This is a genomic window from Streptomyces phyllanthi (assembly GCF_009377205.1).
Lineage (GTDB): Bacteria > Actinomycetota > Actinomycetes > Streptomycetales > Streptomycetaceae > Streptomyces > Streptomyces phyllanthi.
Genome location: NZ_VJZE01000258.1, coordinates 1 through 13,040 on the forward strand (window position 1 = coordinate 1; position 13,040 = coordinate 13,040).

The following is a 13,040-nucleotide window of genomic DNA, read 5'->3' on the forward strand; positions in this document are numbered from 1 at the left end:
GGGGGAGTTCCCTCGCTCCGCCCGGGGGCGGATAGGGGCGGCCGTAGTTGCTGCCGAGCAGCGGAACGGTCAGCGTGGGCTTCTTCGGGGCGGCCGGTTCCCCGGCCGTGGGCGCGTGGTCCCGCCAGAGCGCGTCGAAGGACAGCTCGAGTCCATGGACGGCGAGCCGCCCCAGCGCGTCGTACAGGGCGGTCATGCCGTCGCGGCCCCTGCGGTCCAGGCTGACGGCCAGATGGTCGCGGTCGCCGAGGATCCGGCCCACCAAGCCGGTCAGTGTGCTGCCGGCACCCACCTCGACGAAGGTGCGGACGCCGGCGGCGTACATCGCCTCGATCTCGTCGACGAACAGGACCGGCGAGGCGAGATGGCCGACGATCCGCAGGCGTATCTCGTCGGGTTCGTCCGGGTACGCGGCGGCGTCTGCGTTTCCGTAGACCGGGAACCGGGGTTCGCGCAGCTCCGCCTCCTGGAGGAAGTCCAGCAGCGGCTCGCTCGCCGGGGCCACCAGGGGGCTGTGGAAGGCCGCGGAGGCGTCCAGGCGCCGCACGGGGACCCCGGCGGCGGTCAGCGCGGCCTCGGCCTCGGCGAGGGCCTCGGCTCCTCCGGACACCACCACCTGGTCGGGCGCGTTGTGGTTGACCACCCACACCCGCTCGTCGAACCGGCCGTCGAGCAGCTTCTCGGTCTCGGCGCGGCCGCGGCTCACGGCGAGCATCCCCCCGGGGACCTCCGCTGCGTCCCTCATCAGTTCGCCACGCCGACGGGCGAGCCGGACCAGCGTGTCGGCGTCATACGCCCCCGCCGCGTGCAGCGCGACCAGTTCGCCGAAGCTGTGCCCGGCCGCGCAGTCCGGACGGATGCCCACGGCGTCCAGGACGCCGAGCAGGGACAGGCTCTGGGCGGCCAGCGCGGGCTGGGCCCACTCGGTGGCCGTCAGCAGGCGGTCCTGCGCGGCGCGTTCGGTGTCGCTGAAGGCCGGCGGGGGGAAGACCACCCGGTGCAGCGGCCGGTCGCCGAGCGGCAGGCCGGCGGCGCGGTCCCAGGCCGCGCGGGCCTGCGGCAGATGCATCGCGGGACCGGCGCCCATGCCGACGTACTGGCTGCCCTGACCGGGGAAGAGGAAGGCGACGCCGCCGGGCGCGGCGGTCCGCGCGGCGTAGTGGATCCCCGTGGGCGTGGAGAACGAGTCGTGGGGGTCGCCGTCGATCCGCTCCGCGGCCTGGCGGAGCTTGCCCGCCAGGTCGTCGGTGTCCTCGGCGACCACGGCGAGCCGCACCGGCGCGCCGGACCGGAACGCGAGCTGGGCCTGCTGTGCCAGATCGGCGAGAGGCCTGCCGGCTTCGCCCGACTCCGCGGCCGGGGCGGCGCGGTCGGCGAGTTCAGTGAGCCGGGTGAGCAGTTCCCCGGCCGAGTCGGCGCCGAGCACGACGAGTTCGCTCGGGGCGACGCGGCTGAGCGGCGGCGGAGCGGCTGCCGAGCCCGGTGCCGGAACGTACTCCTCCAGAGTGATGTGGAAGTTGCTGCCGCCGAACCCGAAGCTGGACACCGAGGCGCGCCGCGGATGCGTCGCGCTGTCGCGGATCCAGGGCCGGGCCGCGGTGTTCAGATAGAGCGGGCCGTCCGGTTCGATCTCACCGCTCGGGGTGTCCACCTTGATGGTCGGCGGCAGGACCTTGTGGTGCAGCGCCAGGACCGCCTTGATCAGCCCGGCCGCGCCGGCCGCCGACTTGGTGTGCCCGAACTGGGACTTCACCGAGCCGAGGGCGCACCACGGTCCGGCAGAGGTCCCGGCGGAGGCGTCGGCGGCGGTCCCGGCGGCGGTGTCAGAGGCCCCGGCGGCCTCGGTGAAGACCTGGCGCAGCGCCCGGTACTCGGCCGCGTCTCCCGCCCGGGTGCCGGTGCCGTGCGCCTCGACGAGTTCCACGGTCTCCGGCCCGTACCCCGCGCGTTCGTAGGCGCGGCGCAGTGCCACGGCCTGGCCCTCCGGCAGCGGCGCGTAGATCGCGGTGCTCCGCCCGTCCGAGGAGGTGCCGATACCCCGAATCACCCCGTAGATCCGGTCGCCGTCGCGCTCCGCGTCCGCGAGGCGCTTGAGGGCCACCATGGCGATCCCCTCACCGAGCACGGTGCCGTCCGCCGCGTCGGAGAAGGGCCTGCAGTCGCCTGTCGGGGACAGCGCCGGGGTCTTGGAGAAGCAGGTGTACATGACGATGTCGTTGAGCGTGTCGACGCCGCCGGTGACCACCAGGTCGGCCTGGCCCACGGCGAGTTCGTTGACCGCCGTCGACAGCGCGGCGAGCGAACTCGCACAGGCCGCGTCCGTGGTGTGGTTGGTGCCGTGCAGATCGAAGCGGTTGGCGATACGGCCCGCCACCACGTTGCTCAGCAGCCCGGGGAAGGTGGCCTCCTGCCAGGGCACGTAGTGGCCGGCGATGCGTTCGCAGATGGCCTGTGCCTCGGACTCGGTCATCCCGTGCTCGCGCAGCGACTTGAGCCAGACGGGGCGCTGCATCCGGTTGGACATGCTGTAGAGCAGTTCCAGCGCGCCGGTGCCCAGGATCACGCTGACCCGGTCGCGGTCGATGCCGCCGAGAGCGTCGAGGTCACCGCCGGCCGCGTCGGCCAGCACCCGCTCGGCCACCAGCAGCGCCAGCAGCTGCGCGGTGTCGGTGGCGGGCAGGGTGTTGGGCGGTACACCGAAGCCCAGGGGGGCGAAGTCGACGGGCGGCAGGAAGGCCCCGCGCCGGCCGTAGGTGCGGTCGGGGGCGGCCGGGTCGGGGTCGTAGTAGTCGTCCAGCAGCCAGTGGGTGGGCGGTACGTCCGTGATCATGTCCTGCCCGGTGACGACCGCGTGCCACAGGTCCCGCACCGTCGTCGCCCCCGGCATGAGCGCGCCGAGGCCGACGATCGCGATCGGGAGCTGTGGTGGGCGCCGTTGTTCCGGCATCTCAGTACCTCGTCTTCCGTGGGTGGCGTTCCCGGACGCCCGGGAGTTCGCGCTCATGCCAGGTGCCGGGGGCGTACGGTGAACGCGGCGGACGGCACCGGTACGCCGTAGGAGCGCAGTTGATGCGCGCGGGTCACCGCTGCCGCGCCGTCCAGCAGATTGAGAGCGATCTGTACGGCCGAGGGGCGCGCCGGTCCGGCCAGGAAGCTTCCGGCCGCCCAGCGGTTGAAGGCCCCCATGGCCGGGCCGCACCAGATCTGGTAGTCCGCCCGGCGGGACGGCTCCCCGGTGATCGCCCAGGCGCTGGATCTGCCCAGGTACCACCGGAAGACCAGGGCCATACGGTGCCGGGGGTCGCTCTCGGCCCGCTCCAGCTCCCGGGGGTCGCGCTCCTGCCAGAAGGCCCGGGTCTGCGCCCACACCTCGTCCAGCGGGCAGCCCAGCACCCGGCGTTCCAGGGTGTCGCGGACCTCCGGGGGGATCTCCTCCAGCGACGCGTGGGCCTGGTAGATCTCGTAGAGCCGGCCGGCGCGGGGCGCGAACATCGTGCCCTTGCTCAGGACCTGGACCTTGACCCCGAGTTCGAACATGTCGGACGCCGGTGCCATCGCGATGTCCGCCGTGTCGGCCCGGGTCAGCAGCGCCTTGGCCTCGTCCGACAGTCCCGCCTCGGCCGAGACCTGGTTGACCGAGCCGGTCATCACATACGCGGCGCCGAGCGCGAACGCGGCGGCCACGGAGGCGGGGGTGCCCAGTCCGCCCGCGGCACCGACCCGGACCTGCCGGCCGTGGCCGAAGCGGGCCGCGAGGCCGTCACGCAGGCCGAGCACGGCCGGCAGCAGTGCCACCAGGGGGCGGTTGTCGGTGTGCCCGCCGCTGTCCGCCTCGACCGTGACGTCCTCGGCGACCGGTACCCGGGTGGCCAGTCGGGCCTCGGCGGGCTCCAGCAGGCCGTCGGCCACCAGCGCGTCCAGCAGCGGTCGCGGGGCCGGGGACATGAACTTCTCCGCGACCTCCGTCCGGGACACCTTGGCGAACAGCCGGGTACGCCGTACGACCTGTCCCGAGCGGTCGGTCCGCAGGCCCGAGGCGGCCAGGCGCACCACCGCGGGAGTGAGGTCCATGAACGCCGAGGCGGAGACGTTCGGCACGCCGCGGCGCAGCAGCAGATCGGCGACGGCGTCCTCGGTCCGCGGCTCGCTGGGCGAATGGATGAGATTGACGCCCCAGTTGGTCTGTCCCGGCAGGGCGGCGGCGAGTTCGTCCACCGCCTGCTCCACCCGTGCGGGGGGCAGCCCGGCGGCCCCGAAGAAGCCGAGCATCCGTGCCCGTGCCATCGCGATCACCAACTGTGTGGTGGCGATGCCGTTCGCCATCTCGCCGCTCACATACGCGAAACGGGTGCCGTGGGTCTCGCAGAAGGAGCGGTCGCCGAGCCACTCCGGGTACAGCGGCGGGAGCACTCCCAGGGTCTCGATCCCGTCGCCGGGCCCCGAGGCCGTGTCGTAGGGCGCGGCCCCGAGGCGGGACGTCGCCGTCTCCCGCACGATCCTGACGGGCGTCCGGGCGGCGTGTGCGGCCCGGGTGATGCCCTCGGAGGTGAAGGCCTCGCCGGTGGAAACCTCGCGGGTGGAAGCCGCGCTGGTGGAAGCCTGCGCGTGGGAGGGGCGGGTCGCCGTGCTCATTCGAGGCTCCCTGTCCCGTTGCCCGGGTGGTGGCTCACGAAGCCGGGGCCGTCGCCCAGGACGGTGCGGACGCAGGCGGCCACGTCGCGGACGTGCGGTTCGGCAAGCAGGGTGACGTGGTCCCCGGTGACCGGGACGACGGTGAGACCGCCGGTCTTCACGTGCTCCCAGCCGTTCAGCGGGGCGTCGAGTTGCAGCAGGTTCCTCAGGGGTGTCGTCCGCCCGGCGCCACCGACCGGTTTGAGGAGCGTCACCGGTATGTCCGAAGGTCGCGGAGTGTGGACCGCGATGGCTCTGATGCCTCCCTGGTACACCTCCAGCACGGTGGTCAGGAACTTCTCCGCGGTGTCCGGATCGGGGGCGCCGAGAGTAGCCGCCACGGCCTGCCCCTGTTCCTCGAGCGGCCGGGAGTAGTCCACCTTGCAGGTGCAGGTATCCTCCGCCGCGCACCACATGTGGCGCAGCAGCAGCATTTCGCCGAGCGCCGCCATGTCGTTGTCCTCCGGTACCGGCTGCCCCGCCACGGAGACATAGCTGTCGAGCAGCACGACCTGGACGACCTGCTCACCCATGTCCCTCAGCCGGCAGGCCATCTCGTAGGCGAACACGCCACCGGAGGAGTGACCGCCGAGGCGGTACGGGCCGTGCGGCTGGATCCGCCGAACGTCCTCGACGAAGAGCCGGGCAATCTCCTCGACGTCGTCCAGCGGGTCCTGGGTCCCGTCGAGTCCCGGGAGCTGCAGGGCGTAGCAGGGCCGGGTGTCCCCGAGCGCGCGGGCGAGATGCCGCAGGTAGGCCGCCGAACTGCCGAGCCCCCCGACGCAGAAGAACGGACGTGCCGGGGTCAGCGGCAGCACATGGGGCGGAAGCTGATGGACGGCGGGCGTGGCCGAGGCGGGCCGGGTGCCGTCGGCGTCCGCGCCGGCGCTGGCGTCGGCGAGGTACGAGGCCACGGCCGCCAGCGTGGGCTGCTCGAAGAACACGGTCTGCGGGATACCGAAGCCGAGCAGGTCGGACAGCTGCGCCTGCACGGCCGCCACGGCCATGGAGTCCAGCCCCAGGTCCTCCAGCGGCCCGTGCGGATCGATCTCCGCGGCGGGCAGCCGCAGCTCCTCCGCCAAGCGGTCCGTCATCCAGTCGGTGAGCTCCGCGGCGGTGATGGGGCCGCTCCGCGCCGTACGGACGTCCGGTGTGCTGCCGCCGGGCGCGGTCCGCTCCCCGGTGCCGGCGGTGCGCGGGGTGAAGTGCCTGCGCACCAGGTCGCGTGCGTATGCGACATTGGATTCGACCAGATCGTAGGCCTGGAGGCTGCCGGCGTGGTACGTGTGCCGCTCACCCTGCAGTTCCTCCAGCCGGTCCAGGATTCCGGAGGCCAGGTCGGCGCTGTCGAAGGAGGGCATGAACGGCCAGCCGCGTCGCAGATGGACGTCTTGGAGCCGGCCTCCGAGCTCCTCGATGTCCTCCCGCAGCAGCCCGGTGAGGGTGTCCTCGTCGAGGGCTTCGTCGCGGTAGGTGTAGCAGGTGTAGACGTCGGCGGCCGGGTGCCGGTGGTGGAAGGCGACACTGCGGCCCGGGGCGCGGGCGCCCTGCGCATTGCTTTCGACGAAGAAGAAGCCGGAGCGTGGCAGGCCCTGTGCGGTGCACAGCACCGTGTCGTACGGCTGGTACCTGATCCGGGAGGCGAGGTCGCGCTCGGCGTCGGTGGCGTCGAGCACGGGCAGCACCTGGTCGATGGGCACGGTGAGAACCAGGTCGTCCGCCTCTACCGTCATGCCGTCGGCCTCGATCCGCACACCGCTCGTGGACCGCCGGATCGAGCGCACCCGTACGCCGAGGCGGAGGTCGGTGAGGCGGTCGGCGATCCGCTGCCACAGCGAGGCGAAGCCACCGGTGATGGTGAACGCGCCGGGATGGCCGAGCAGTTTGTTGCCGTACATCAGCCCGGTCATCTCCGCGTACTTCACGAAGTACAGCGCGGGCGGGTCGTCGTGCAGATGGCCGTAGCCCCCCGCGGTGTAGCCGGTGCCGAAGGAGTCCGCCATGGCGTGGAGGTCGTGCTCGGCCAGCCATGCGGACAGCGGCGCGGACAGGGCCTTCGCGGAGTGGGCGAGTCCCGGCTCACCGATCCGCGGAAACTGCTCGGCACGCAGCCGGGTGTAGCGCTGGAAGACGTCGCGGCGGAAGAACGAGGCGTTCTGCGCGACCAGGCCGGAGGTCCCGGCCTCGATCACCCGGATCGGGGTGATGTCCTCGGTGGCCAGGCCGAGTTCCTGGGCGAGTGCGGCCGTCTGCTCGTACCGGTTGGTGCAGATGTGGCCGCCGAGGTCGTAGGGCAGACCGTCCACGTCCACCGTCTCGCACTTGCCCGCGACGGAGTCGCGGGCCTCCAGGACGATGACGCGGTGGCCGGCGCGTTCCAGCTCCAGGGCCGTGGTGAGGCCGGTCGGTCCGGCTCCGAGGACGCAGACGGTGCGCGGCTCGGTGGTGGCGGATGCGTCAACGGCAGCGGCAGCGGGGGCGGAACCCGGGGCGGCTTCGGCAGACGTGGCCGGCGCCGTGTCGGACGGCTTGCGGGACGGGGCGCGGTCGACAACGGGGCGCAGCAGCTCGGCCAGTTCCACAGGCGTGGGGAGGCCGAGCCTGGCGTACGAGGTCGCCTGGTAGATCAGTGCGCGCAGATGGTTCAGCGAGGCGGTGGAGTGCGGGGAGCGGGCCAGCGCGATACCGAGCTCGGGCGGGGCGAGGGCCGGGTCGAAGCGGAGCCGGTTGACGGTGTCGTCGTCCAGCACGGTGTCCAGCACCAGGTGGGCGAGGTCCGCCCAGGGGTACCGCTCCCCGGACCAGGGCCGCGAGGCGTCGAGCGCCGCCTCGTTCTCGGCCGCCGAGTCGGTGAGCGGGTGCAGCTGGATCTGCAGCACGCTGCGGATACCCGCGTCTGCGGCCTGCGCCCGCAGTCCGTCGCGCATGACCGCGGGGGGACGGGGGTCGTCGGCCGGCCGGCCGATCTCGTTCGGCGCGTCCGGGGGCCACAGCGCGTCCCCGTGGTCGTACGGCGCCGGGTCGCAGGGTTCGTCCAGCGGGCGCACCCGGTAGCGGGCGAGCCAGGTGCGCCCGTTGTCGTCGAGGAAGCCCTGCGGGACCTGGGAGTACAGGTCGTAGGTGGCGTACGAGCCCGCGTTCCTGATGTTGTCCCAGATGACCGAGCGGACCCGGGGGTTCTCCCCGATCACCTCCTGACGCTCCCGGGGGGTGCCGAAGCTGCGCCGGAAGATCTCGGCGGTGGAGGCGAAGAAGCACTCGCCCGTGTTGAAGGTGAGGTCCAGCAGTCCCGGGGCGGTCGTCCAGTCGCCGCCCCTGTCGCCGTCGCCACCCCCGTCGCCGTCGCTGCCCCTGCCGCCTTCACTGCCCCTGTCGCCGTCGCTGCCGCTGTCCTCGATCAGGCGCAGCGTGAGGCCGCGGACCGTGGGGCTGACGTCGTCGGTCCCGATGGAGTTGCTGAACCGCGCCAGCGCCCGGAAGGTCCGCCCGGGCCGGAAGAAGCGGTGGGCCGGGACCCCGGGGCCTGCCACGACGTCCAGCCGGCCTCCGACGGCGGCCGAAGTGGCATGAAAGAAACGATCCTTCCGGATCCCCGACGCCACTGTCAGTGCGGACATGTCGATCAGAACGCGCCGGAAGTCCTCGTCGACGTCGTACATCCTGGGGTCCCGGGGGCCTTCGGCCAGGACCACTCCGGGGAGTTCGCGGGCGTTCACCGGGCACCCTCGACGGGGGCCCCGGCCGTGTTCGCGGCCGTGTCCCCAACCGTGTTCGCGTCCGTTTCGAGGGCGGCTTCCCCGGCGCCCCGGCCGGCGACGGACCGCACGACCCGGACGCACTCCGGCCCGCTCTCGGCGCTGCCGTCCAGCCACGCCTGACGGCATGCGCCGCGTTGGACCTTGCCGCTGGTGGTCTTGCGCACGAGCCCGGGCCGGCCCAGTACGACCACGGCGCAGCCGATCTGGTGGTCCCGGTACACGGCGGCGCGCACCGCCGCCGCGATCCCGGTCATCTGGTCCTCGGTCAGGTCACGCTGCGCCATCTCGACGAAGAGGCCGAGCTGTTCGGTGCCTGCCGCCTCCTGGTCCGTCCCGCTCGCCGGGTCGAGGCCGAAGGCCGCGATACCTCCGGGTCTGATCAGCGGATGGCAGGCGCGCACGCTGTCCTCGACGTCCGCCGGGTGGAGGTTGCGCCCGCGGATCACGACCAGGTCCTTCATCCGGCCGGAGACGAAGAGGCTGCCGTCGAGCAGGAAGCCGATGTCGCCGGTCCGCAGGTACCGTGTCCCGTCCTCGCCGGTGATGGTCGCCCCGAAGATCTCACGGGTGACTTCCGGCTTGTTGTAGTAGCCCGAGGTCGTGGTCGAGGAGCGCACCCAGATCTCGCCGGTCGTCTCCGGTGGACACGGACGTCCCGTGACGGGGTCCACGATCCTGATGACGTCCCCCTCCTTGCTCGACGTACCGCAGGAGGCGCAGCTGATGGCCGGGCCCGCGAAGTCGGCGCCCACCGGGACGACACGGCCGTCCTCCAGCGCTGTCTTGTCCAGCCGCACCACCCCCTGGCCGCGGTTGGTGACACTGGCCGTGTTCTCGGCGCACCCGTAGGCCGCGTACATCGTGCCGGGCTTCAGTCCGCAGCCCAGGAACGTCTCCTCGAACGCCGTGAGCGTCATCTCGCGCACCGGTTCGGCTGCCACGATGGCCATCCGCAGAGAGCTGAGGTCCCAGCCCGCGCGCTGCTGCGGCGTCGTCTTGCGGACGGCGAGCTCGTACCCGAAGTTGGGGGCCGAGGTGATCGTCGCCCGGGTACGGGACATGACGTCGATCCAGACCGACGGCTTGCGCAGGAAGGTGAGCGGCGACATCAGATAGCTGTGGGCATTGCCCATGGCGGTGCTGAGGATGACGTTGATCAGCCCCATGTCGTGGTACTGCGGCAGCCAGAACACCCCCTGGGTGTCCGGCCCGAGCTCCAGGTCGACGACATTGGCGGCGAGTTCGTGGGCGAGGTTGCCGTGGGTGACCACGACGCCCTTGGGCGAGCCCGTGGAGCCGGAGGTGTACTGCAGGAAGGCCGGGTCGTCGAGGCTCTCCGGCAGGTGCCAGGCCTCCGGATCGGGTTCGGTTCGCTGCGGCCGGTCGGTGCGGTACCAACGGAGGTCCGGCCAGGGGTCGTTGCCGCGCTCGAACAGACCGGCCACCGAGTCGGCGCGACGCACACGGTCGTACTCCCTGTTGGTCAGGGCCACGGTCGCGCCGCAGTCGGCGACGAGACGGGAGAAACCGGCAAGGTCGCGTCGCAGGGCGGGGTTGGGCGGATAGACCGGCACGGGGAGGACTCCGGCCATGAGGCAGCCCAGGTACGCCTTGATGAAGTCGAAGGACTGCGGGTAGACCAGCACGGCCCGGTCGCCGGGCCGGAGTCCCCAGGCCCGGAGGGAACGGGAGACGGCGTCCGCGGCCTGCGCGAGCTCGTGGACGTCGAGCGTCTGTGCGTCCCTTCCGTCCTCGTCGACAAAGGTGAACAGCCTCCGTTGGGGCTGCGCCAGGTAAAGGTCGCGGAACTGGGACAAAAGTGAGCGTATCGGCTGCAAGGTCGACATGCTGCGTGACCCCTCTCGTTGGGCGTGAGCGAGATAGGAGATGTGGCCCTCGGCCATGGCCGTCGGCGTCATGGGACGGGCGGAACAGGCGGAACAGGCGGATTCACCCTTGGTTGAACCCGGCGCCGAGTTTCAACGTTCTCGGTTTCTAGCACGACCTTCTGGCTATGGTCTATACCAAGAGGTCGAGACCAATGAAGATTTAGCTTCCGCGAACCGGCAACCAACTCGCCATGCCCGAAAGGAAACTGATGTGACATCACTCCGTATCGCCTTGATGACTCACGGCACCCGCGGTGACGTCCAGCCTCTTGTCGCCCTCGGCCGGGAATTCCTGTCGCGGGGCCACTCGCCGGTCCTTGCCGTGCCCGCGGGTTTCGTCGAGTTCGTTCGCAACGCCGGCCTGCCCGCCGAGCCGCTTCCCGCCGACTGGCGCGGGTTTCTCACCGACCCCACGGCGGACCGGAGTTGGCTGACGTCCGACGACAGCACGGAGCTGCTGGCGGGCCTGCGTACCGTGATGGCCGCCCATGCGGGCGGGATCGCCCAGACGCTGATCCGCCTGAGCGAGGGAGCCGATCTGATCGTCTCCGGGTCCCTGACGGAGGACATGGCCACGGTGATCGCCGAAGCCCGCGAGATCCCGCCGGCGCTGCTGCACCTGTTCCCGGTCCGCCGCAACGGCATGCTGGCCAACCCCTTTGTGACGGGCCGCTCTTCGGCCGTCAGGGAGCAGAACGTCGCCACCCATGAGGCCTACGAGCGTGCGTCATGGGAGTCACGGCGAGAGGGAATCAACGCGCTGCGCGCGGCCCTCGGGCTCGCGGAGACCGAACTGCCGACCCCCGACCGCGTCCGCGCGATCGGCGGAATCGAGCTCCAGGCCTACAGCCCGCATCTGGTACGGGGGATGGACTGGCCCGCCCACCGTCCGGTCGTGGGATGGCTGGACCTGGACGAGCACACTCGGCGCGCCGTCGGCGAGTACGGGCTCGACCCCGAGCTGGAGGCCTGGCTCGCCGACGGCCCCGCCCCCGGCTACTTCGGGTTCGGGAGCATGCCGGTCGCCGACGCGCAGGCCATGGTCAGGACGATCGAGAAGGCGACCGGAGAACTCGGGCTGCGCGCCGTGGTGACGGCGGGCTGGGCGGAACTGTCGCAGAGCGCGGTCAGCGACCCGAACCGGATCCGTGTCGTGGGCGACACCCACCACGGTGCTCTGCTGCGGCGCTGCCGCTTCGCCGTCCACCACGGTGGTGCGGGCACCACCGGAGCGGTGGCCCGCGCCGGGCTTCCGTCCCTGATCACCTCGGTGATGCTCGATCAGGCGATGTGGGGCGAGATCGTCCAGCGCCGCGGTGCCGGTCTGCATCTGCCGATGCGGGCTGTCGACGCCGGGTCCCTGGGCACCGCACTCGAGGGCATTCTCACCCCGGAGATCATGGAGACGGCCGAGGTCGTGGGCCACGCCGTCCGGTCGGAGCCCGACGCGGTGGCCGCGGCGGCGGACAGCGTCCTCGCACTGGCCCACGACTGATGGGAACACCGCCGACCGGACGGGCCGCTGCGGCACTCGCGGGGGCCGCCCGGAAAGCCCCGACAGCGCCTGCAGGCCCGACCGTCCCGCGTTCGGCCGACATACGACGATCACCCTCCCGGCCCCCGCCCGCCTGCTCGCCGGTGAACGCCTCCAGCGCCCGCACCGCCAGGACATGGTCCGCTCCGCGCCATGCCCTCCCCTCCTGTCCGTCGACCTGCGCACCCGCGGACGGCTGCTCCTCTGCGGCAGCACGCTCGAAGCACTCGACGGAAGCCTCAGCGCCACCCGGCACCGGGGAAGACCAGGAACCCGACCTCCCGTACCGCGTCGATCAGGGCACAGACGACCGCGTCGGCATCCGGGCCATCACCGTGTGCTTGCTCGCCTTGGACAGGCCGTCTCCCAGGGCGGCCACGGCGCCGGCCCGCGTCTCCGCGGCCCTCGCGACCACGGCGACGCCACCGAACAGCACTCGTTGTCTATACCAATCATGTACGTTGTCTATACCATTGGAGAACCTGGATGCGATCCCGCAGTCAGAACTCCCCGGTGCCGCAAGGAGATTGCGGGGAGACCATGCGCATCGACGTTGATACCGACCGGTGTTGCAGTTCCGGTCTGTGCGTGATGACCGCACCCGACGTGTTCGACCAGAGCGAGGACGACGGCACCGTCCTGCTCCTCGACGCCGCACCACCCACGGAGTTCCACGCCGACGTACGCCTGGCGGCCCAGGCGTGTCCGGGGTGCGCCATCACCGTGCACGAGTGAGACACGAGAGCGAACAGAAGCGCCCTCCCCAGCACCTCCCGACCACCCTCGCCACGCTGCCGAGTGCCACGACCCCTTCGGAGACGAGCGAATGACCGACATCGCCGCAGAGATTCCCTCCTTCCCCCTGGCGCGCGACCCCCGCTGCCCCTTCCAGCCGCCGCCCGCTTACACCCGGCTGCGCGCCGAACAGCCGGTCTCCCGCGCCACGTTGTGGAACGGGCAGACCGTGTGGCTGATAACCCGTCACGCCGATCAGCGCAAGATCCTCATCGATCCCCGCTTCAGCGCGGACACCACCCGCCCCGGCTACCCGTGGGTCAGCCCGGCCCAGGCGGCCACTCTGGGGAAGACCCGGAGCTTCGTCTTCATGGACGATCCGGAACACAACCGCTACCGCTCCAAGCTGACCAGGGAGTTCACCGTCCGGCGGATCGACGCCCTGCGCCCGAG

The 13,040-nt window shown here is 71.8% G+C and carries 7 protein-coding genes and 1 pseudogene; 3 read left to right on the forward strand and 5 right to left on the reverse strand.

What is annotated here, in order from left to right; all coding sequences use genetic code 11:
- The 4 genes from FNH04_RS28950 to FNH04_RS28965 all read right to left on the reverse strand — a co-directional run.
- Positions 1-2,947: type I polyketide synthase (locus FNH04_RS28950; protein ID WP_228031672.1), on the reverse strand; the 2,947-nt coding region annotated here is incomplete at its 3' end.
- Between the two features lie 53 nt (positions 2,948-3,000).
- Positions 3,001-4,632 carry a PfaD family polyunsaturated fatty acid/polyketide biosynthesis protein gene (locus tag FNH04_RS28955; RefSeq protein WP_152788735.1) on the reverse strand — a complete coding sequence of 544 codons (1,632 nt, stop codon included), beginning with the start codon at positions 4,630-4,632 and terminating at the stop codon, positions 3,001-3,003.
- Entirely contained in the window at positions 4,629-8,387 is a 3,759-nt protein-coding gene (locus FNH04_RS28960; protein ID WP_152788736.1) for an FAD-dependent oxidoreductase, read from the reverse strand. Before FNH04_RS28960 ends, FNH04_RS28955 begins: the two co-directional genes overlap by 4 nt.
- The gene (locus FNH04_RS28965) at positions 8,384-10,267 is read right to left on the reverse strand and encodes a fatty acyl-AMP ligase (RefSeq protein WP_194236850.1); all 1,884 of its coding nucleotides are present in this window, start codon (positions 10,265-10,267) and stop codon (positions 8,384-8,386) included. Before FNH04_RS28965 ends, FNH04_RS28960 begins: the two co-directional genes overlap by 4 nt.
- Positions 10,268-10,529: 262 nt before the next feature.
- Between FNH04_RS28965 and FNH04_RS28970 the strand changes: the two genes are divergently transcribed.
- Positions 10,530-11,813: a glycosyltransferase gene (locus tag FNH04_RS28970; protein ID WP_194236851.1), complete on the forward strand. Its 1,284-nt coding sequence runs from the start codon at positions 10,530-10,532 to the stop codon at positions 11,811-11,813.
- A 334-nt stretch (positions 11,814-12,147) separates the two neighbouring features.
- Here the strand turns inward: FNH04_RS28970 and FNH04_RS46755 are convergent, their stop codons facing one another.
- The gene (locus FNH04_RS46755) at positions 12,148-12,288 is read right to left on the reverse strand and encodes a hypothetical protein (protein ID WP_194236852.1); all 141 of its coding nucleotides are present in this window, start codon (positions 12,286-12,288) and stop codon (positions 12,148-12,150) included.
- Between the two features lie 104 nt (positions 12,289-12,392).
- Between FNH04_RS46755 and FNH04_RS28975 the strand changes: the two genes are divergently transcribed.
- The gene (locus FNH04_RS28975) at positions 12,393-12,587 is read left to right on the forward strand and encodes a ferredoxin (RefSeq protein ID WP_152788739.1); all 195 of its coding nucleotides are present in this window, start codon (positions 12,393-12,395) and stop codon (positions 12,585-12,587) included.
- Positions 12,588-12,678: 91 nt separating this feature from the next.
- Positions 12,679-13,040: pseudogene (locus tag FNH04_RS28980) on the forward strand (cytochrome P450); the annotation flags it as partial.